Below are 20,551 nucleotides of genomic sequence, written 5' to 3' on the forward strand. Positions count from 1 at the left end.
TTTGAAAAACTGTGTTATTTTGGGCGATTCGAAAAAATTTTCGCGCGTTATAAATTCGGTGAACGGGCGCATAGAGCGCGGAGTTTTGCCCGGCGTAACGCTTAGGGTGATGCTTAACGGCGAATGCGTTTTGGATTATACTGCGGGATATTCGAACATAGAAGAAAAAATTCCGCTTAGGCGCGATTCCGTTTTTAGGTTGGCGTCTATGACTAAGCCTATTACTGCGGCGGCGGCTCTGTGGTGCGCCGAACGCGGCAAATTGCGGCTGTCGGATAAAATAAGCAAATACTTTCCCGCGTTCGCCCGAAGTAGGGTTGGAAAGCTCGACGGGCGCGGAAAAGTTGCGGCGCTTGGAGCCGCCGAGCGCGAAATTACCGTTGAAGATATTCTAACTCATTCTTCGGGGCTCGGTTCGGGCGAGGTGGGTGACGCGCAATTCGCAAGTTTTCCCCGCGCGCATGTGCGCACGCCGCGCGAAGCCGTTGAGCATTACGGCGAATGGCTGTTGGATTTTTCGCCGGGCACAAGTCAGATGTATAGCCCGTTGGCGGCGCTCGACGTTGTTGCGGCAATAGTGGAAAAGGTTACAGATACCGAATACGAATCTTTTTTGCGCGAGCGTATTTTTTTGCCGCTCGGCATGACCGACACGGGGTATAATTTAACCGAAGAGCAATACGGGCGCGTTGTTAAAATGTACCGACTCGGCGACTCCGCCGACAAGCTCGAACCGCACGAAATGGGGCGCGAGGGGCACGACGGTTTTCCCGCAGGGGCGGTAAGCGGTTGCACGGCAATGTTCGGCACAGCTTGCGACTACACACGTTTTGCGCAAATGCTTTGTGGCGATGGCGAGTTTGGCGGGCAACGGGTGCTTTCGCCCGAATCGGTTAGGCTTATGCGCGCGCCGCATTTTAAAAACGGGTTCGCAGGCATGGACGAATACTCTAATTGGGGCTACACGGTGCGCGTAAGGCAACGCCAAACCGAAAACGTGCAGGAGCTTTCTCCTTTGAGCTACGGTTGGAGCGGCGCCTACAACACGCATTTTTGGGTTGACCCCGAACTTAAAATAGTTGGCGTTTATATGAGCAATATGAGCAACGCTGGCGGCGCGGGCGCGATTACCGCATTCGAATTCGAATGCGACGTAATGCGCTCTTTAAAAGATAAGTAAGATAAATATAAAAAACACGGAGCCGACGTTCCGTGTTTTTTTTACGAATTGTGTTTAGATTAAAGATATTCAAAGCAAATTTTAAAAATATTTAAAATTCGAGCGAAAGTTCTTTTCCGTGTTCTATAACCGTTTGGCTGTTTATGCCGGCCGCAAGCGCGGATAAGCGAACGGCGTCGAAGTGTCGGCATAAATCGTCGGGGCGGTGCGAATCGGACGAATAGCAAACTTTTTTGCCGCCGAGCGAAACGTAACGCAGTAGAATTTCTTCGGGCGGAACGGTAGCTCCGCCGAGTTTTCGCACGCTTGCGTTCAGTTCGAGAATTTTTCCGCGTTCTATTATGCCGTTAAGTATTTCGTCTATAAGCTCGAGAGCGGCGGAATACAGCGAAAGCGAGAAAGGCGCGTTGCGGCAAACGTATCCCAAATGCCCGATTGCGTTATAGCGGTACGGCGCAGAGAGGGAGGCGAGCACTGCTTTAAGATAAGTTATGTAAGCTTCTTGCGGCGTTTTGTTTTCGAAATATTCGGCAAAGTAGCAATCGGCGTCGCCCACTTGATGAACCGAGTTTATAATGTAGTCCGGCTTGTATTTTTCCACGAGTTCGGCGTTGGCGTATTTGTTTTGCTCGGTGAAGCCTATTTCGAGTCCCGCGCCTATATAAATTTCGGCTTCGTATTTTTTTTGAAGAGCGCGCACGCACGAAAAGTAGTCGCTAAGGTCGCAATGCGCCACGTTCGGCTTATAATACATTAAGTCGGCGTGCTCGGTAAAAACAATGTGTTTTAAACCGAGTTCTAAGGCGCGCAAAACAAACTCTTCGGGTTCGTTGTGCCCGTCGGGGGAATATTTTGTGTGAACGTGATTGTCGGCAACCATAAAAGCTTTCTCCTTTTTGTTTTTTTCGGCTATTTAAAATTATAGCACAAAAACGCGGATAAGTCAAAAAGACTTATTTGCATAAAATGTTTTGGTATAGGCAAACTATACACAGTATGAAAAAATTTGTTTGTGCTATTTTATGCGTTGCGGCGGTGGCGGCGTCGTGCGGGTTCGCGTATGCCGCGCCCGTTAAATGGGTTGATTTCAACGCGAGCGAATGGGCGCTTAGAGAGTGCCTCAAATACGAAAACGAGTTTTACGGCACCGATTGCGGCTATAATTTTTCGGACGCCGTAGCTTTTTTGGCTCATTCAAACGGCAACAGGTTTTCGGTTAGCAAAGACCGCAAAACTCTTGCTAAGCTTGTGCAAAGATTGCGCGACGGCGAAAAATTTGCCGACATAATGCCAAAAACGGATTACGCCGAATATTTGCGAACTTCTTACGGCGCCGTGCTCGCTCCGCTTGTGGGCGACTATTTAGACGAAAACACGGGAGAACGCAAACACGGGCTAAGATGCTGTTTTCCGCTTGCGGCGGGACATTGGTATAACCATTACGACGATTTCGGGAACTCGCGCAGCTACGGATATAAGCGCAGGCATTTGGGGCACGACATTATGGGAAGCGTGGGAACTCCCATAGTTGCGGTTGAGGGCGGCACAGTTACCGAATGCGGCTGGAACAAATACGGCGGTTGGCGAATAGGCGTTCGCTCCGACGACACGCTTCGCTACTATTATTACGCGCACCTGAGAAAGGGCCGTCCTTTCGCTCAGGGCATGACTGTGGGCAAAAGGGTGGAATCGGGCGACGTTATAGGCTATTTGGGCGTTACGGGCTATTCTACGCGCGAGAACGTGAATTTAAAGTCTTGCAGCCCTCATTTGCATTTTGGCTTGCAGTTGATTTTTGCGCCCGAACAGGAAAAAGGACCTAAGGAAATATGGGTGGATTTATACGCCTTAACGCGCTTTTTGGCGCAGTACCGCGTTAAGGCGGTGAAAGGCGAAAACGGGGAATACACTTCTACGGGGCGTAGGTTGTGGGTGTGAACGGATAAAAAAAGGTCAAGCCTGTCTGCGGGATAGGCTTGACCGGGAGAAATCAGGGCTGGGCAAGCCCTATCTATCTACACCCTAATAAGCTTTTAGGGCATTATTAGGCAATAATTATCCTTTTAAAGGGAAAGCAAGTTCTTTAAGAAGCATATTGAAATTGTCGGCTGCCATAGGATATTCGGTTTCTACGGTGCCGTCGCTTCTTTTCAATTCGGGAATAACATAGTTAAAATTCGGGTCGTAAAGATAGTTTAAGCCCGTATAGCAAACGTCGCCAAGATAAAGCGCGTGTACAAAATCAAGCTTTACAACTATATTCGGCACTTCTATAAACATAGGAGTGCGGTCGCCGAATTGTTCGTAATACAACGCGCGCAAAGAGCTTGGACCCTTTTTTAAATTGGGAAGAACCATTTCGAAAGTTATGTTTTTAAAATTCGATTTAGGTTTGTTATTCTCTTTTTCTTCTTGCGCTTTGGTTTCTTCTTTTTTATCTTCCATATAAAACTCTTTTCTTGTAGTCAAAACGACTATTTGAAAGTCATTTTGACTATAAGCTATTATAATTATTTACAATGAATAAATTGGTTGAGTTGCTTTCAAAAGAGAAGAGTAATCCGAAAAATATTTTCGGAAAGCTTTTTTGCGTGCGGCTCAAAGAATTGAGAGAAGAAAAAGATTTAACGCAAGCGCAAGTAGCTTTAAAAATGGGGATACCCGTTAGCACATTTGCAAATTGGGAACAAGGCAGAAGGGAGCCGAGTATATTCGATATTTATAACTTGCTTTGGGTTTTAGAAGTTGATGCTAACGAATTGTTTGGTATTAACAATGACATAATATTGTAGTCAAAATGACTATAATAACATTATATCGGTCAATTTGACCGATGTCAAGTATTTTTTAGTAATATTTATTATAATATTACTATGAGAGAACGGCTAAGAGAACTTATAAAAGAAAAAGAGGCTTTTAAACAAGTCTTTTGTAAGCGGTTAGTCGAAATTCGTACAGAAAGAAAATTGTTGCAGAGGCAAATGGCTGAAAAACTTGGCGTAAATTTGAGCACATATTCAAATTGGGAGCAAGGTCGAAGAGCGCCTCATGTTAATGATATATACAATATGCTTTTAGTTCTTGAAATTGATGCTAATGATTTATTTGATTTAGAATAAAAACGCGTTTAAACGCGTTTTTTTGTTATTGCTAATTAGTTTATTACCCCGTCGCCTGACAGCTCCTTGCAATGACATTTGCGGTTTGTCTAAAAAATTAGATAAGTTTATCGGGGTATAACCCGATAAAGTTAGTAAAAATTGGAAGTTTATCGGAGTATAACCCGATAAAGTCGGTAAAAATGGGAAGTTTATCGGAGTATAACCCGATAAAGTAGGTAAAAATGGGAAGTTTATCGGGGTATACCCCTATAAACTCTTGACTTTTTGGGAATAATATGGTAAACTAATAAAACTTTAAGGAGTTGTGCCGTTTATGATTCAGCGCCCGCATTATATTGAACAATTAAAAGTTTATATGGATAAACCGTTTGTTAAAATACTTGCGGGTATTCGTCGCGCGGGAAAGTCTACTGTTTTCGAAGAGTTTGCCGAATATCTGAAAGAGAGCGGAGTTAAGAGCTCGCATATAATTTCTATGCGGTTCGATTCCTACGAACACGGCACAATAGAGAACGGCGACGGCATGTATAACAATCTTCGTTCCAAAATGAAGGAGTCGGGCAAATATTATTTATTGCTCGACGAAGTGCAAGAGGTTGAAAATTGGGAAAAAGCCGTTAACGCTTTAATGCAAGACTGCAACACCGACGTATACGTTACCGGCTCGAACTCTAAGCTTATGTCAAGCGAGTTGTCAACATATCTTACGGGCAGATACATTTCGATTCCCGTATACACGCTGTCGTTTAAAGAATATATAGAGTTCCGGAAAGACAGCGGCGATACTCGCGGCGAAAAAGAGTTGTTGCAAAGTTACATTAGGTTGGGCGGATTCCCCGCCGTGAGCGTGGGCAATTTTACTCAAAACGAAGTATACACCATAGTGCGCGACATTTATAATTCGGTGGTGTATAACGATATTGTTAAGCGCAACAACATTCGCAAAACCGATTTGTTCGAACGGATTGTTCGGTATGTTTTCGAAAACGTGGGAAAAACGTTTTCGGCGCAGTCTATTGCCAAATACATGAAGAGCGAGGGGCGCACAACAGACGTTGAAACGGTTTACAACTATATAGACATGCTGAAAAAAGCTTTCATAGTGTACCGAGCCAACCGTTACGATATTCAGGGGAAAGAAGTTCTTAAAACGCAGGAAAAATATTTTGTTGCCGACCCCGCGCTTAAATATTCGGTTTTGGGTTTTAACGCTACGAGCGTTTCGGCAATGCTTGAAAACATAGTTTATTTTGAAATGCTAAGGCGCGGCTTCGAGGTGTATGTGGGGCACGCGGGCGGAAAAGAAATCGACTTTGTGGGCATAGACAAAGATAAAAAAATGTATGTTCAGGTTTGCAGGCAAATTCCCGAATCGGAAAGCGGCAAAGATAGGGAAATAGGCAATTTGCAACGAATAAAAGACAATCACCCCAAATACGTTGTTACGTTAGACGATTTTGCCGAAGGAAACGCCGACGGTATAAAGCTTGTTCATTTGTCGGATTTTTTACTTGGGGAATGGGACGTATAAAAAAAGCAAAGGCGAACTTAAAACGGTTTGCCTTTTTTATTAAATCGCGTATTCGGCAAATTACACAAATAAACACTTTTTTCGGCATTTTTATACGAGTTACGGCATATATATTCAAGTACAATAAAGTCGAATACATGAAAGAGGTGGCTCGGCATGAACTTCGAAAAAAAGCTTGTGATTCTCACGGGTAAGGTTGGCAGAGGAACGGTATTGTTGGAACGCAACGGAATGGGAACGTTCGTAACGGTGAACACTTTTTCGCTGCCCGATTTAACGGCGGGAGAATACGCGCTCGGCGTGAAAACGGCGACGCAGGTTTTTCGCAGAGAAATAGGCTCGCTCGGCAGAATAAAATCGCGGTTCGCGCTTCCCGACGGCGAATATGATTCGGTGCACCTCGTGCTTTTCCGCACTTACGACGAAGAAGTTGTGCTTTACGGCACTTCGGCGGCAAGAAAGCTGTGGGAAGGCAACTTAATGGACGGTATCAGGAGAGGCGGAGTTGAGAAGAAGATTGCGGATACGGGCAAGGCTTTGGCGGAGGCGCAGGAGTTTAAGTTTAGCGAGAAGAAGATAGAGGACTATTTTTTGGATATAGAGCCGTCCGCCGAGTATTACGACGGCGCTCTTGCCGAAGTGAATTATTTCGATTATTCGCCGCGCGTGCCGCTTTCGCAAACCGCGCAAAATGCCGACTACTACGATAAGCCCGTTACGCCGAGCGAAATGCAAAGGCGCTACTTATCGTCAAGGTTCGGAGGCGCTCGCGCTTTTAGCGCGGAAGTTAAAAAAGAGTCCGCAACGGTTATGCCGTTCGCGGCTATCCGCTCCAACGAGAACGCCGGCGGGGCGGCGGAGTCGGCGGCGTTTACAACCGTTTCGGCGCTTGCGGAACAGCCCGCGTTCGAAAAAGAGGCGGACGTTAAGCGCGAAAAGTCGGAAAAAAAGGACGGCGGAGAAATAAAGATAAAGCGCGCGTCCGAATACACGGTGGAGCAGGCTATTGCGGCGGTTAAAACCGACGCGGGTTTTTACGCCACCGTTAAAGAGCAACTTGACGAACTTTTTTCGAACGGAGAAAGATTTTCGCCGCTCGAAGAGGCTTTGCCGGGCACCCGTTGGGTTAAGGTAGACTACGACGGAAGCGGAAGATATTACACGGTAGGGCTTATAGGAGCCGCGCCCGATTATATAGCCTACGGCGTTCCCGGCAGATACGGCGACGCGCCGCCCGCGCTCGAGGGGGCGGATTTCGTGCCCCTTAAAGCGGAGCTCCCTGCGGGCGACGGCTTTTGGGTGCTGTTTCAGTCCGCCGAAACGGGAAAGGAAATACCGCGCAATCCGTAAGCGGAAAAAGGGTTGCCGCCATTTTGCATAAATTCCCAAATGTGCGCTAAATGCTTGCAAAAACGGGCGCATATTGATATAATAAAGTATAAAAAGCTTAAAAGGGAAGATTATGCGTATAGACATAAATAATAGCTGGAAGTACGTTGACGGTACTGTATGCGACGAAATCGGAATTCCCGCAGAGGCGGTAGACGTTGACTTGCCTTTGGATTTGTTGCGAAGAAAAAACAGAAATTACAATACTGCGCTCGGAAAATACGGAAGCTATTACGACGCGGTTTCGGCAACGTTTTACCGCGTTTTGCCGCAGCTTAATAAAAACGAATGGATTATACTCGAAGCGGAAGGCGTTAATCAATTCGCCGACGTAAGCATAAACGGCGTTAAGGTGGCGCATTTCGAGGGCGAGGGCAAACACTTTGCCGACATTACAAAACACTATCGCTACGGCGCGAAAAACATATTAAAGCTAAGTGTGTGGGCGCCGCAGATGGCGGGAAAATACGCGGGCGCGGGAATAGGCGGAGGCGTCAGAATTCATACTCACGCTTCGTCGGCGGCTTTGCGCGACGACGGCGTTTTCGTTACGTCCGTTTTGGAGAGCGGAAAGGCGCGCATATCCGTGCATGCCGAAATTTGCGATAAAAACGGAGAATATTCGGGGAACAAAAATCTTTCGCTCGAAGCTACCGTTTTTAACGCGCGCGGCAAAAAGACGGTGCGTAAAACGAGAAAAATAAAATTAAAAAATTCTTGCGTAAATCTTTGCGAGCTCAATTTTAAGCTTTCGCGTTACTACACCTGGACGGTTGACGACCCGTATTTATACACCGTTAAACTCGCTCTGCGCGACGGCGAAGAAAAGGTTCTCGACGAGAGCGAAACCGTTTTCGGCATAGTTGGCAGAGCGCTTACGCCGACGCGCGGGCTTGTGCTGTGCGGCAGAAGCGTTAAGCTTAAAGGCGCCGTAGTGGGGCACGACAACGGAATACTCGGTTTGGAGAGCACGCTCTCGGCGGAAGAATACAAACTGCAAAGAATAAAAGAAATAGGATATAACGCCGTTCGTTATGTCGGTTGCCCTACGGAAGCAGCGTTAAACGCTTTGGACAAGCTCGGGCTTATGGCGGAAGTGGATTTGTTCAAGGTTTGGGGGCAGGGAGATTTTCCTTACGACGGGCACGCGAGATTCGACGCTAACGCCGCTTACGATTGCGAAAGGTTTGTGCGCCAACTTCGCAAGCACCCGTCGGTTGTGTTATACGGATTGTGCGACGACGCCGCCGAAACATACGGGCGCGGCGACGGAAGCGAAACGGCACAAATGCTTGCCAAAGAGGTGCGTTCGCTCGACCCTACGCGGTTTGTGGTTGTGAACGCCCGCGAGCGCGTGCCTTTGCGCGAAGAGCTCGAAGCGGCGGGTCTTAAATCTTCTAAGGTTACCGACTCTTCTGCCGCAGTTAGCATGGGGCGCGAAAAAGACTTGTTCGGGGGTTTAACGAAATCGTCGTTCGATTGCGCCGACGTTGCGGGCTACGCGTATCTTTATCCGCGCTATGCGTTCGACCGTGCCGACTATCCCGAAAGGCTTATTGTGGGTTGCGCGTCTTATCCGTCGCGCGCGTTCGACGCGTTTGACGAGTGCGAAAAAAATCAAAACGTTATAGGCGAGTTCGTGTATTGCGCCGCAGACATGCTCGGCGAACCGCTCGGAAAGCCCGAGTACGAGGACGAGCAAACAAAGTTGTTGCCACCTCACGCGTCGTATTGCGGCGACCTCGACCTTATATATTCGCGCAAGCCGTCGGCTTATTATCACGCCATAATACTCGGCGACAGAAGCCGGAGTTGCATAACTGTGAACAATCCCGAAGCGCGTCAAAAACTTACGCAATCGGGGTTGGCGGTTAAAGAAACTCACCCCGTTTGGAACTGGCCGCATAATTTGGGCAAAACTATGGAAGTGGAAGTTTATTCGGGCGGCGAGGTTGTTGCGCTTTACCGCGACGGCAGACTTATAGGGCGCAAGCTTGCGGGGCGCGTGAACAAGCATATAGCAACGTTTAAAACCGACTACTATCCGGGCACGCTCGAAGCCGTAAGCTATCATAAGGGGCGGGAGTGCAGCAGAGTTAAACTCGAATCGGTTACGGCTCCGCGCGCGGTTAAACTTTCGGCGGCTAAAAAATCTTGCCGCGAGGGCGAATTGCTGTTTGTTGAAATTGCGGTAACGGATAAGGAAGGGCGGGTTGTTCCGTTCGCCTCGCGCGAAGTGGAAATATTCGTTACGGGCGCGGGCGAGCTAAAAGCGCTCGGTTCCGCCGACCCCGAAGCGCAGTCTAAAACCGATTGCAACGCTATTTGCCCCGTATACGAGGGGAAAGCGCTCGCAGTTATAAAGGCGAAGGGCGGCGACGACGGCAAAATAACCGTTAAAGCGGTAAGCGACGGATTGTTAAGCGGCAAAATAAGCCTTAGGGTGAAACCGCCTAAGCAATGAAACGCGCCTGCGAATACGAGCAATCTTGTCTAAATAATTGACTATACGGCAACAATTATAGTATAATAAAAAAAGTACCCGCGAAAAAGCGCGCCGCGCCATATGTGCGGGGCGGCGGTAAACGAAATTTTTTTAACGCAAACGGAGTAAGTTCTGAAATGAAGAAGAAAATAATTCCCATAGTGGTGTGCCTTGTGCTTGCGGCGTGCTTTACGCTTTGCGGATGCAGCGGCGAGTCATTTTCCAAAATAAAGGTTGTAGGCAAGCAAGACACAACCTACATGGTGCACGGAAATGGCGGCATGGCTGTGCAATACGGAAACTACGTTTATTTTATAAACGGTTATGCGGGCTACGACGATGCCGACGGTTCGCAAAACACATGGCCGAACGTGGTTAAAGGCGGGCTTTATCGCGCCGAATTTACGGGAGAGCGCAAGGGTAACGATTTTGTGCCGTCGGCGGCTGAAGGCGCGGGCAGCATGGAGTTTGTTTCGAGCAAGAGCTACGACTACGAGAACAACGAGAGTTTGGTTGCCAACGTTCAAAGAATAGCGCCCAAACGCATAGGCACTTCGGGATACGCGAACGGCGGAATATTTATTTACGACGAATGGGTATACTTTGCGTCGCCCAACAACGAAAAGAACAAGTCGGGCACTGTGCAAACCACCAAAACAGATTTCTTCCGCGCCAAGCTTGACGGAACCGACGTTCAGAAAATATACACCACCGAAAACACGGGCAACGAGTCGAACCCTTACGCGTTCTATAAATATAACGGCGCCGCCTATCTTGTGGCGCAAGACGGAACCGACCTCGTTTCGGTGCGCGTTGCGAAAAAGCCCGAAAATAAGGTTACAATCGCTACGGGCGTTACAAGCGTTTTGCTTCCGTATTCTCAAACTTATTACAGCGGAATGAGCGAAAACACGCTCAACCACTTTGTGTATGTGCTTCGCGCGGTGCGCGACGGCGACCGGCAGAAAACGGGCAACGTTATAGAAATTATGCGTCCCGACGGAAAGAGCGGCGGCGTGTATCACTCGCAGGAAAAAACGACCGACGCGCTCGAAGCGGTGCGCGACGGACTGTTGTTCTACCGCACGACAGACAATTCTAACAACACTCTTATTAAATACGACAGTTTGCACGACTTTTTAATGGGCAACGAAGAGTACACCGACGAGAACGGCGACAAGCACGGCGCGGGCGAGGTGTACGGCGACGCCGCATATAAAAAGGAACAAGAATCGCTCGGCGCTTACGACGACGGCGCTCGCGTTCAGATTAGCGGCACCATTCTTTCCACCTCGAAGATTTCGGATTACACTTCGACTTATTGCTTCCGTCCGGGCGGAGAGCTTAGCAACAACGTTTATATGCTCGGCGCAAAGTCGGGCGAAGTCGAGCTCAGAAGTTCGCTTAACGACAAAATAAAGGTGCTCGGCGAGGGCGCCAAAATCGTGAATGTGGTAGACGACTACATGTATTTCACGGGCACCGACGCGAACGTTATTTACCGTAGCAAGTGGGCGCTTCCCGTAGGTTCGAAAGACGATAAAGAACAGGTTTCGGGTTCCGACGTTACGGCAAGCGGTTTTAACGGCGACTACTGCGCGGGCTACATTGTGTATTTCGGCAAAGCCGACGGCTTGGCGGATTCATATACTTTCTTTAAAAACGTGGAGCGCTACATCGGTTCCGAGCCCGTTTTAGTAGGTAAAAAACTCAGCTCCGAAACACTTTCCGCTCCGAGCATTTCGGTTAAAAACAGAGTTATAAGCTGGAGCGCTGTCGATAACGCCGACAGCTACACCGTGTATCGCAAAACGAGCGACGCAACGCTTATAGCCGCCAAAGGCATAACCGAAACGAGCTACACCGTAGACGAAGGTCAGCCCGGCGAATATTGGGTTGTGGCGGCAACGTCGGACGGATTATACAGCGCCCGCTCGAATACGGTTACGGTATAATAAATACGAACAAATAATTGAAAAGACTCGCAACAGTGCGGGTCTTTTTTTTGTGCATTCAAAATGCTAAACGGGGATTAAACATGATAGAGCGAGTAAGGCAAATGCTAAGCGCAAGTAGCCGCGTAAGGCTTTATAAACGAGCTAAGCAACAAATTGCGAGCATTGCTCTGAATCGGTGCATTTCGCGTTAAAAAAGGAAGAAAAACGGTTGCGCTCGCATAATCCGTATGGTATACTTTTAATTATATAAAAGGGGATAAGAGTGTTTTATGATACGTTATTACGAGCGGCAAAAAACGTTTTGGCTTCGCGGCAAAAGTTACGATTACGTTATGTATGTGAACGGCGCGGGTTTTTTGCAAAATCTTCATTACGGCGGGCGAATAGACGAAAACGATTTAGGGGAACTTATTAGGCGAGGCGATTTGCTGTGTCCGCCGCAAAACGTTAACGGCGAGCTTGCGTTAGACGCAATGCCCGGCGAATACGGTTTTTTCGGTAGGGGCGATTTCCGCGAACCTACCGCTGTTATAGAGCGGCACGACGGCGCGAGCATGAGTAGGTTCCGCTATGTATCGCACGAAATTAGAAATGGCGCGCCCCGATTAAAAGGGCTTCCGCATGCGAGAAGCGCCGACGCCACTCTTGCGGTTACTCTGCGCGACGATTTTTCGCCGAGCGAAATAACGCTGTATTACGTTGTGTTCGACGGAAGCGACGCGCTTGTGCGGTATGCCGAGCTTAAAAACGCGGGGAGCGAGCCTGTGCGTCTTAAACGCGCGTTTTCGTTCTGCAACGAACTTCCGAGCGGCGATTATAAAATGCTTAGGCTGTTCGGCGCGTGGGCTACGGAGTGCAGAGTGGAAACTACTCAAATAGGGCGGGGAGTCACGCGCTTGCAAAGCTTGCGCGGCGTTTCGTCTTACGGGCTGAATCCGTTTGCCGCGATTATGCGCGACGGTTGCACCGAAACGCAAGGCGAATGTTATGGCGCGCAACTTGTGTATAGCGGGAACTGGGCTATTACAGCCGAAAAGAGCTTTTCGGGAAGCGTGAGAGTGCAGGGCGGAGTGAACGATTTCGGTTTTTCGTGGGAACTCGGCGCGGGCGAAACTTTTGTTGCGCCGCAAGCCGTTTTGTGCTATTCGGGCGAGGGGTTGGGGCAATTATCGCGCGAATATGCGGATTTTATCCGCGAGCGCATAATGCGTCCCGAATTTGCGTGTTCGCACCGTCCGCTCGTTGCGAATAACTGGGAAGCCACCTTTTTCGATTTTAACGCCGAAAAGCTGTTGCCCATTATAGACGGCGCCGCCGAACTCGGGGCGGACACGTTCGTGCTCGACGACGGTTGGTTCGGCGAGCGCAACTTCGACAACGCGGGGCTTGGCGATTGGGTTGTGAACACCGAAAAACTTGAAGGCGGGCTAAAAACGCTTATCGAGCGTTGCAAAAAAAGAGGGCTCAAATTCGGCTTATGGTTCGAACCCGAAATGGTGAACGAAGATAGCGAGCTTTTCCGCGCTCATCCCGAATGGGTTATAGCGAAAGCGGGCGTCGAACCTGTGCGCGGACGCAATCAACTTGTGCTCGATTTAACCCGCCCTGAGGTTGTGGACTACATATTTAATTCGGTGAGTAAAATCCTTTCCGAAAACGATATAGCTTACGTCAAGTGGGATTTTAACCGCGATTTAACCGAATTTTATTCGGCGAGCATTCCCGCCAACCGTCAGGGCGAGTTTGCGCACCGCTTTATTTTGGGTTCGTACAATCTTATGGAGCGGCTTACGTCCGCTTTCCCCGAAGTATTTTTTGAGGGTTGCGCGGGCGGCGGCAGACGCTTCGATGCGGGAGTTCTATATTATTTTCCTCAAATTTGGACAAGCGACAACACCGACGGCTTCGAGCGAACTCGTATTCAGTGGGGAACTTCGTTGTGCTATCCCGTGAGCGCAATGAGTTGCCACGTCGCGGCTTGCCCCAACCACCAAACGGGGCGAACTACCCCTCTTAACACCCGTTGCGTCGTCGCGTCGCTCGGAGCAACGGGCTGCGAACTCGATTGCTCCAAACTTACCGACGGCGAGAAAGCAGAAATAAAAAGCCACATTAAAAATTATAAACAAATCGAAGAGCTCGTTTTGCGCGGCGACCTTTACCGTTTGAGCAATCCGTTCGAAACAAATATGTTTTGCGAAATGCTTGTGTCGAAAGATAAGACGAAAGCTTACGTTGCGGGCGAAGTGTTTTTGGGCGGACCTTTCGGCGGCTATGCGAACGTTTTGCGGCTGCGCGGGCTCAGCGAGCGTAAGACGTATAAAATAGAGGAGCTCGGCATTATTGCGAGCGGAAGAACTCTTGCCGTGCTCGGCGTTCCTGTGCCGCAATTAGGCGATTTCGGCGCGTGGGCTTGGCACATAACAGAGAGCGAAGAATAAAAGAAAGTTTAAAAAGTATAAACTTAAAAAATTTTGTTTAAATACCTTACAAATTGCGCGCTTATCGCTTTCAACTGCAAATACGGTAAAAAGGATTGCGCTTGGAAGAAAATATTGCAGATGATAATAGGAGCGCTACGAATTTATAAAAAGTATAAAAAACAAACCCGAACAAGAGTGTTCGGGTTTGTTTTTTTGGTGACCCCACCGGGATTCGAACCCGGGTTACCGCCGTGAAAGGGCGATGTCTTAGGCCTCTTGACCATGGGGCCGCAATAAGCAACTTTTATATTATAACAAAGTTCGATTTAAATTGCAACCGTTTTAATATAAAAAGTTTGCGCGGAGTTAATATATTTTACGCGGCGGAAAATGCGCAAAAGCCGTTCCTTGCAATAAAGGAACGGCTTTTTTCGCTAACGGAACACAAGGGGGAAGCGCTAATTGCAACAGGGGAACGACACTATTTTAATTGTCCATGCGTCGCAGGCAAGTCGGCAATCGTTTTTCGGATTGCGAAGAACAACGTATCTTCCCGTTACGCTTTCCACATAGCCCGAAATGGGGCGAAGTTCGCACGAAGAGAGCAAGAATTCGATTGTTACGAATTTTCCTATGTTTGATTCGAGCAGTTGTTGAAATGAGCCGCGAAACGGTTCGGAGTTTAGGTCGGTGCGCATGTTCGGGTAGTTTACGCAGCCGTTTTTTTCCGACGGGTTGCGGCATTCGCAGTTGCAAACGTCTTCCATAATAATATGTCTCCTTTTATGTAATTACTTTTATTTTTCGGGCAAAGGCGTTAAGTTTTGTAGTATGACGATGTGGGAGCGTAAAAGCAATGGTCGCCGAGCCGCGCCATAAAAACGCCTACGCCCGACGGGAAATTATACGAACATTCGGGGCCGTAAGGATTAAAGAACCACAAGCCGTTTCCCACCATGCCGAGCCGTCCGCCGTTAAACGCCCACTCCGCTATTGCGTAATGCACCCACTCCGGATTCATAGACCAAATATTTTGAGTGGGGTGGTTGCCCGTTACGCACTCGAACTGTCGGGGCGCGTAAGCCACGTCGCGCACGGTGTTGTAGCGCCCGTATTCGCCTTCCGTTATGTTCACGCGGTTCATAACTACGGTTGCCACAGCGCTCATTCCTATGTCGCCTTCGCCTCCCGCTTCGCACATTATGAGCCTTGCGAGCAGTTCTAATTCGGTCAAATTTCACCTCTTTGCCGTTTAAAGTTTAATATGATATATGCGCGTATATGCGCAAATGTGCAACATATAAAAAACGCTGTTCAATTAAAAAAAAACATGATATAATAGAAGAAAGAGCACGAAGGAGAAAAGAGGAATGCTAAAAGAAACGCTCGAAAAGAACGAGCAGGCAAAGGCAAACAGCCGAGAGATAGAACTGTTGAAAAAAGATTTTCCGCAATGCTTCGATAAACACGGGAAGTTCGATATAAAGATTTTAGAGCGAATAATAGAAAGCGCGGAAGTTGACGTGAAAAAAGAGGGGTATACGCTCGACTTTTTAGGTAAGTCTTACGGCAGATATTTGGCGAGCCTCGATTCGGAAACGGTAATAGTGCCTGACGAGCAAAACAAAGAAATAAACTCCGAGAACGTATATATAGTAGGAGACAATCTTGACGCGTTACAACACCTAAAATATTCGTATACTGGGCAAATAAAGTGCATATACATAGACCCGCCGTATAACACGGGGTCGGACGGATTTGTGTATAACGACAAATTCGAGTTTACAGCGGAAGAGCTTGCAAGAAAAATAAATATAGAAGAGGAAGAAGCTGAGCGTATTTTAAGAATGCAAGGCGAGAGCACCCATTCGGCATGGCTAACGTTTATGTATCCGCGCTTGGAGCTTGCGAAAGACTTGCTTTCGGACGACGGCGTTATTTTTATTAGCATAGACGACAACGAGCAAGCTAATTGCAAACTCCTTTGCGATTCTATTTTCGGCGAAGCTAATTTTGTGGGAAAAGTAACTTGGAGCAAAAAACGCAAGGGTAGTTTTTTAGCAAAAGGGATAATTAGTTTAACAGAGTATTTATTAGTATATGCTAAAAAAATAAATGAAAATATCGGACTTTATGGCGGCGAAATGGATGAAGAGGAATCTCAACCTATAATAAAGAGAACAAATAAAACGTCTATTTTGCAAATTCCTGAAAGAACAATTTACACAAAATTGAAAGATGGGATTTATGAGCGTGGTGTATATGGAGATGCTGTAAATCCTGTTGAATTGATTGATAAAGTTGTTGTTGAACAAGGAATAATACAGAATTCTTTTCGCATAAAAGCTCCATTCGTGTGGTCACAAGAAAAATTTAACGAACAATTAGAAGCTGGTGCAAAATTCGTCATAAATACAATAAATTTTCAAATTAGGGTTTTTAAAGTTTGTGAAGAATTTCAATTTAAAGGATTTCCTAGTTATATAAATGGTGTTAGTATTAAAGGAACAAATGAAGATGCGTATGAAGAACTTGAAAGTTTGTTCAATGTAAGTAAAATTTTTGAATATTCAAAACCTAAAAACTATGTGAAAATGTTAATTGACGCAGCAACCCATTTTGATGATAAAGCAATAATTCTTGATTTTTTCTCGGGTTCGGCTACCACTGCGCATGCGGTAATGCAAAGGAACGTAAGCGAACAATTAAAGTGCAAATACATAATGGTGCAACTCGACGAGCCCGTAAAAGAAAAAAGCGAGGCGGAAAAAGCCGGCTACAAAACAATCGATGAAATAGGGCGGGAGAGGATAAGGCGAGCGGGGAAAAAGCTGTCGGAAGAAGAGCCGGAAAAAGCGAAAGACGCGGATTTAGGCTTTAAAACGTATTATTTAAAAGCGACAGACAAAAATACGTTGGATAAGCTAATAGAGTTTAACCCCGCGCTCCCAATAAACGGCGAGGATATAAAAAGCAAATACGGAAAAGAAACAATTATGGAAACGTGGAAGATACGCGACGGGTACGGCTTTAACGCAAGCTACAAAGAAGTGGATTTATGCGGGTACACGGCATATCTTCTTTCCGATAGCAAAGTAGGAACAACTTTGTATTTACTCGACGATATGCCCGAAAAGGCAATAATAGAACTCGTGAAAAAGCTGGAAACTTACGAGCTTAATCCCGACAGAATTATAGAATACGGCTACGCGTTCACTCACTGCTCTAACACCGCGCTTTCCTCTAATTTAATCACTTTAAAAAACAGACCTTCTCTTTTCCCTATTATTCGTTATTGAGGTGAAAAAGTATGCGATTAGAAAACAACTTGCCCCATCAATTAAACGCCATAAACGCTGTGTGCGGAGTGTTTGCGAAAGCGGAATTTCAGGAGCGCGCCGACAAAAGCAAATGCGCCCGCATGGTTTTTTCCGCGAGCGAAATAAAAAGCAATATTGCCGCTGTTCAAAACGGGAATTATTATACCGACGATTATACGTTACCCGCCTATTACAAAAACAATTACACCGATAACGACTATCTTAACATAGACGTTAAAATGGAAACGGGCACGGGAAAAACTTACGTTTACACCCGCACTATGTTCGAGCTACATAAGCATTACGGAATAAACAAATTTATAGTGCTTGTGCCCACAGTTTCAATTAAAGAAGGCGCGAAAGCGTTTTTAACATCAAGCTATATGCGTACAGATTTGCAAGCGTTATACGGCGGAGCTCGGTTGTGTTTGCATGTTTTAGACCCTCAAAAAAACGTTAAAGGCAGAAAGATGTTTCCGAGCGCCATTGCGGATTTTGCCAACGCAACAGACGTTGGCGGGAATAGAATAGACGTTTTGTTGATGAACAGCGGCATGCTTACATCAAAAGCTACAATGGGAGCGAACTACGACCAAACTCTTTTGGGCGTTTATAATAATCCTTACGACACGTTGCGCGAAATCGCGCCGTTTGTGATTATAGACGAGCCGCACAAATTTTCACGCGAACAAAGAACTTTTAAATGCTTGATTGAAAATATAAAGCCGCAATGCGTTATTCGTTACGGCGCCACGTTCCCCGAAGTGTCGAAAGGCGTGTTCGACTACGAAAACGTGGTTTACAATCTCGGTTCTTGCGATTCGTTTAACGGCAATCTTATTAAGGGCGTTGAAGTGGAATACATTGCCGAAGAAGAAAAAATGAAAGAGCAAGCTAAAATTAAAGTTTTGAGCATAACCGCCAACAGGGGAACAGTTAAGACAGCGCGCTTGCAAAACGAACTCACAAAAAAAGCTTACGACTTTACCGAAGGTCAGGCGCTTTCCGAAATCGACGCGAGCTTAGACGGAATAACGGTGTGCGAAATTGCGAAAGGAGTTGTTACTCTTTCCAACGGAATGGAACTGCGCACGGGCGATTCCATTTATCCGCAAGTGTTCGGCGAAACGTATCAAAGAACAATGCTAAGGCTTGCGCTCGAACGCCATTTCGAAAAAGAGAAAAAGAATTTCATGCGTTTAAACAAAATAAAAACGCTGTCGTTGTTTTTTATAGACAGTATCGAATCTTTTCGTGACGAAGGGCATCTGCGGGCGGAATTCGAAGAGCTGTTGCGAGAAAAAATTAAGTCCGAAATTAAAAAGCTTTCGGCTTCCAAACGTGAAACGGAATACAAAGACTACCTTGAATATTCGCTTGCGCACATACCCGAAACGATAGCGGCGTATTTTTCGGAAGACAACGGAACGGACAGCGAGGAAATAAAGCGCGAAGTAGACAAAGTTTTGCGCGCGAAAGACAAAATAATACGCATACGCGACGACGAAGGTAACTTCGAGCCCACGCGGTTTATATTCTCGAAATGGACGCTCAAAGAGGGTTGGGACAATCCGAACGTGTTCGTTATAGCAAAGCTTAGGAGCAGCGGAAGCGAAACGAGCAAACTGCAAGAAGTTGGGCGCGGGCTACGCTTGCCCGTTGACGAATACGGCAACCGCATAAGCGACGAGCAGTTTTATTTGCGCTATATAATAGACTTTTCGGAAAAGGATTTTGCCGACAGGCTAAAAAAAGAAATAAACGGCGACGCAAGTCTTGAATTTAAAATTACAAAAGAATTTCTTGAACAATATGCAAAAACGAAACATATTGACAGACGCGAATTTTTGCGTGATTTAATTGTTAAGAATTATATTGACCCGATTGATTTTACTTTGATAGAAGAAAACCGCGAAAGTTTTACCGCAGAATATCCCGATTTATTCAAATCTTTGAATAACGCTAAAATTTTGGATGTGAACGATAAAGCTAAATCCGTTGCCAAAATAAACGTGCGCGAGAGTGTGTTTAAAAAGCTTGAAAGGCTGTGGAAGCTTATAAATCAAAAATTCTATTTGCATTTTCAAAAAATCGACGACGAAACTTTGAAACAAGCGGTTGCGGATATTCTTGAAAAAAACATTGACGGACGTTCCACCGTTACTACCAAAATAGCGCGCTCCAAAAAGGTTGACGCAGACGGTAGCGTCGATTTTCAGTTTGACGCGGGGTTGTCTTTTACCGTGAAAAAGGTTATGCCGTATGCCGCGTTTTTGAAAGAGGTGCAAAAGAGGACTAATATTCCGCTTTCTATAATGCACGCGGCTTTGTGCGAGTATTTTGCCGATAAACCCGTGCCGCCGCAATTTTTCAGCAGGCAAACTTTAAAACGTTTTATAGACGAATATCGAGAATGGTTTGTTTTGAATTTTAAAGAAAGATACGCCTACGAAAAACTTGACATTGAAGTGAACGACCCTCTTTGCGAAAACGGCGTTTTAAAAAAGTCGGTAGTTCGTAGCGACGTCGGCGTTTTTTCCGCAACGGATTCCATTCCCGAGAATTACCTTTACGACGCTTGCTGTTATGATTCTCAGCTTGAAAAAGAAAATATAACGCTTAATTTTATGTCGGATATTGCGGAAATCGAAGTGTTCGGCAAAATTCCGAGAAGAACGGTGCGCATTCCGACGTATGCCGACGGCACTTACAGCCCCGACTTTATGTATGTTGTAAAGAAAAAAGACGGCGGAAAACAGTTGAATTTGATTGTTGAAACCAAAGATAGAAAGGAGCTTGCGCCCGAAGAAGAAAGAAAAATTTGTTGCGCGAAAAAGCTTTTTGAAGAAATGCAACGCGAAGTTCCAAACGTTCGTTTCAGAGAACAACTTTCAGGAGAAGAAATGGTTAAAATTGTGGAAAGCTTGTTTCTCGACTAAGGTTGTAAGAAAAAAAGACGTTTAGGCGTGCAAAATACGACTTATAGCATAAAAAAACGGCTCTCATAAGAGAGTCGTTTTTTTGGTAGCGGTAGTTGGATTCGAACCAACGACCAATCGGGTATGAACCGAGTACTCTAGCCAGCTGAGCTATACCGCCGCAACACAGCTTTTTTATTATAGCAAATAAAAAAAGTTTTTGCA

At 46.5% G+C, this 20,551-nt stretch carries 15 protein-coding genes and 2 tRNA genes; 11 read left to right on the forward strand and 6 right to left on the reverse strand.

The features are described from left to right. The first annotated feature begins 1 nt into the window (after position 1). The gene (locus NFR62_RS08100) at positions 2–1,180 is read left to right on the forward strand and encodes a serine hydrolase domain-containing protein (RefSeq protein WP_251617232.1); all 1,179 of its coding nucleotides are present in this window, start codon (positions 2–4) and stop codon (positions 1,178–1,180) included. Between the two features lie 91 nt (positions 1,181–1,271). Here NFR62_RS08100 and NFR62_RS08105 read toward each other — a convergent pair whose 3' ends face one another. Next, entirely contained in the window at positions 1,272–2,060 is a 789-nt protein-coding gene (locus tag NFR62_RS08105; RefSeq protein WP_251617235.1) for a histidinol-phosphatase HisJ family protein, read from the reverse strand. A 116-nt stretch (positions 2,061–2,176) separates the two neighbouring features. On the opposite strand from NFR62_RS08105, the gene NFR62_RS08110 reads away from it, so the two are divergent. Continuing rightward, entirely contained in the window at positions 2,177–3,118 is a 942-nt protein-coding gene (locus tag NFR62_RS08110) for a M23 family metallopeptidase (RefSeq protein WP_251617237.1), read from the forward strand. Between the two features lie 117 nt (positions 3,119–3,235). Here the strand turns inward: NFR62_RS08110 and NFR62_RS08115 are convergent, their stop codons facing one another. Continuing rightward, a complete protein-coding gene (locus NFR62_RS08115; RefSeq protein WP_251617240.1) occupies positions 3,236–3,625 on the reverse strand; it encodes a hypothetical protein in 390 nt (129 codons plus the stop codon). A 74-nt stretch (positions 3,626–3,699) separates the two neighbouring features. Here NFR62_RS08115 and NFR62_RS08120 point away from each other — a divergent pair, with 74 nt between their 5' ends. From NFR62_RS08120 to NFR62_RS08150, 7 genes are all read left to right on the forward strand, one after another. Further along, a complete protein-coding gene (locus tag NFR62_RS08120) occupies positions 3,700–3,972 on the forward strand; it encodes a helix-turn-helix domain-containing protein (RefSeq protein ID WP_338049906.1) in 273 nt (90 codons plus the stop codon). Positions 3,973–4,053: 81 nt separating this feature from the next. After that, complete coding sequence (locus NFR62_RS10155; RefSeq protein ID WP_275556889.1) at positions 4,054–4,299, forward strand: helix-turn-helix transcriptional regulator; 246 nt, start codon at positions 4,054–4,056, stop codon at positions 4,297–4,299. A 316-nt stretch (positions 4,300–4,615) separates the two neighbouring features. Then, on the forward strand, positions 4,616–5,833 hold the full coding sequence (locus NFR62_RS08130; protein WP_251617249.1) for an ATP-binding protein: 1,218 nt from the start codon (positions 4,616–4,618) through the stop codon (positions 5,831–5,833). Between the two features lie 156 nt (positions 5,834–5,989). Further along, positions 5,990–7,183, forward strand: coding sequence for a hypothetical protein (locus NFR62_RS08135; RefSeq protein WP_251617252.1), 1,194 nt, complete (start codon positions 5,990–5,992; stop codon positions 7,181–7,183). Between the two features lie 112 nt (positions 7,184–7,295). Continuing rightward, positions 7,296–9,686, forward strand: coding sequence for a DUF4982 domain-containing protein (locus tag NFR62_RS08140; protein WP_251617255.1), 2,391 nt, complete (start codon positions 7,296–7,298; stop codon positions 9,684–9,686). Between the two features lie 158 nt (positions 9,687–9,844). Next, entirely contained in the window at positions 9,845–11,662 is a 1,818-nt protein-coding gene (locus NFR62_RS08145; RefSeq protein ID WP_251617258.1) for a DUF5050 domain-containing protein, read from the forward strand. Between the two features lie 272 nt (positions 11,663–11,934). Continuing rightward, positions 11,935–14,106 (forward strand): alpha-galactosidase, encoded by a 2,172-nt coding sequence (locus NFR62_RS08150; RefSeq protein WP_251617261.1) that lies wholly within the window; start codon positions 11,935–11,937, stop codon positions 14,104–14,106. Between the two features lie 196 nt (positions 14,107–14,302). On the opposite strand, the gene NFR62_RS08155 is transcribed toward NFR62_RS08150, so the two are convergent. The 3 genes from NFR62_RS08155 to NFR62_RS08165 all read right to left on the reverse strand — a co-directional run bounded on the left by NFR62_RS08155 (position 14,303) and on the right by NFR62_RS08165 (position 15,289). Beyond that, positions 14,303–14,378: transfer RNA gene (locus NFR62_RS08155), tRNA-Glu, on the reverse strand. Between the two features lie 168 nt (positions 14,379–14,546). Next, positions 14,547–14,855 carry a hypothetical protein gene (locus tag NFR62_RS08160; protein ID WP_251617264.1) on the reverse strand — a complete coding sequence of 103 codons (309 nt, stop codon included), beginning with the start codon at positions 14,853–14,855 and terminating at the stop codon, positions 14,547–14,549. Between the two features lie 50 nt (positions 14,856–14,905). Further along, positions 14,906–15,289: a cell wall hydrolase gene (locus NFR62_RS08165; protein WP_251617321.1), complete on the reverse strand. Its 384-nt coding sequence runs from the start codon at positions 15,287–15,289 to the stop codon at positions 14,906–14,908. A 169-nt stretch (positions 15,290–15,458) separates the two neighbouring features. On the opposite strand from NFR62_RS08165, the gene NFR62_RS08170 reads away from it, so the two are divergent. Both NFR62_RS08170 and NFR62_RS08175 read left to right on the forward strand, forming a co-directional pair. Further along, the gene (locus NFR62_RS08170; protein WP_251617267.1) at positions 15,459–17,387 is read left to right on the forward strand and encodes a site-specific DNA-methyltransferase; all 1,929 of its coding nucleotides are present in this window, start codon (positions 15,459–15,461) and stop codon (positions 17,385–17,387) included. An 11-nt stretch (positions 17,388–17,398) separates the two neighbouring features. Continuing rightward, positions 17,399–20,347, forward strand: a complete 2,949-nt coding sequence (locus tag NFR62_RS08175) for a type III restriction-modification system endonuclease (RefSeq protein ID WP_251617270.1) — start codon at positions 17,399–17,401, stop codon at positions 20,345–20,347. 83 nt (positions 20,348–20,430) lie between these two features. Here NFR62_RS08175 and NFR62_RS08180 read toward each other — a convergent pair. Beyond that, a tRNA-Met gene (locus NFR62_RS08180) sits at positions 20,431–20,507 on the reverse strand. Positions 20,508–20,551: the final 44 nt, after the last annotated feature.

It is taken from the genome of Pumilibacter muris (assembly GCF_943193045.1).
Lineage (GTDB): Bacteria > Bacillota > Clostridia > Christensenellales > Pumilibacteraceae > Pumilibacter > Pumilibacter muris.

Coding starts and splice junctions, on each gene's coding strand:
- NFR62_RS08105 (WP_251617235.1), bottom strand. CDS start 2,060: ATGGTTGCCGACAATCACGTTCACACAAAATATTCCCCCGACGGGCAC.
- NFR62_RS08110 (WP_251617237.1), top strand. CDS start 2,177: ATGAAAAAATTTGTTTGTGCTATTTTATGCGTTGCGGCGGTGGCGGCG.
- NFR62_RS08115 (WP_251617240.1), bottom strand. CDS start 3,625: ATGGAAGATAAAAAAGAAGAAACCAAAGCGCAAGAAGAAAAAGAGAAT.
- NFR62_RS08120 (WP_338049906.1), top strand. CDS start 3,700: ATGAATAAATTGGTTGAGTTGCTTTCAAAAGAGAAGAGTAATCCGAAA.
- NFR62_RS10155 (WP_275556889.1), top strand. CDS start 4,054: ATGAGAGAACGGCTAAGAGAACTTATAAAAGAAAAAGAGGCTTTTAAA.
- NFR62_RS08130 (WP_251617249.1), top strand. CDS start 4,616: ATGATTCAGCGCCCGCATTATATTGAACAATTAAAAGTTTATATGGAT.
- NFR62_RS08135 (WP_251617252.1), top strand. CDS start 5,990: ATGAACTTCGAAAAAAAGCTTGTGATTCTCACGGGTAAGGTTGGCAGA.
- NFR62_RS08140 (WP_251617255.1), top strand. CDS start 7,296: ATGCGTATAGACATAAATAATAGCTGGAAGTACGTTGACGGTACTGTA.
- NFR62_RS08145 (WP_251617258.1), top strand. CDS start 9,845: ATGAAGAAGAAAATAATTCCCATAGTGGTGTGCCTTGTGCTTGCGGCG.
- NFR62_RS08150 (WP_251617261.1), top strand. CDS start 11,935: ATGATACGTTATTACGAGCGGCAAAAAACGTTTTGGCTTCGCGGCAAA.
- NFR62_RS08160 (WP_251617264.1), bottom strand. CDS start 14,855: ATGGAAGACGTTTGCAACTGCGAATGCCGCAACCCGTCGGAAAAAAAC.
- NFR62_RS08165 (WP_251617321.1), bottom strand. CDS start 15,289: ATGTGCGAAGCGGGAGGCGAAGGCGACATAGGAATGAGCGCTGTGGCA.
- NFR62_RS08170 (WP_251617267.1), top strand. CDS start 15,459: ATGCTAAAAGAAACGCTCGAAAAGAACGAGCAGGCAAAGGCAAACAGC.
- NFR62_RS08175 (WP_251617270.1), top strand. CDS start 17,399: ATGCGATTAGAAAACAACTTGCCCCATCAATTAAACGCCATAAACGCT.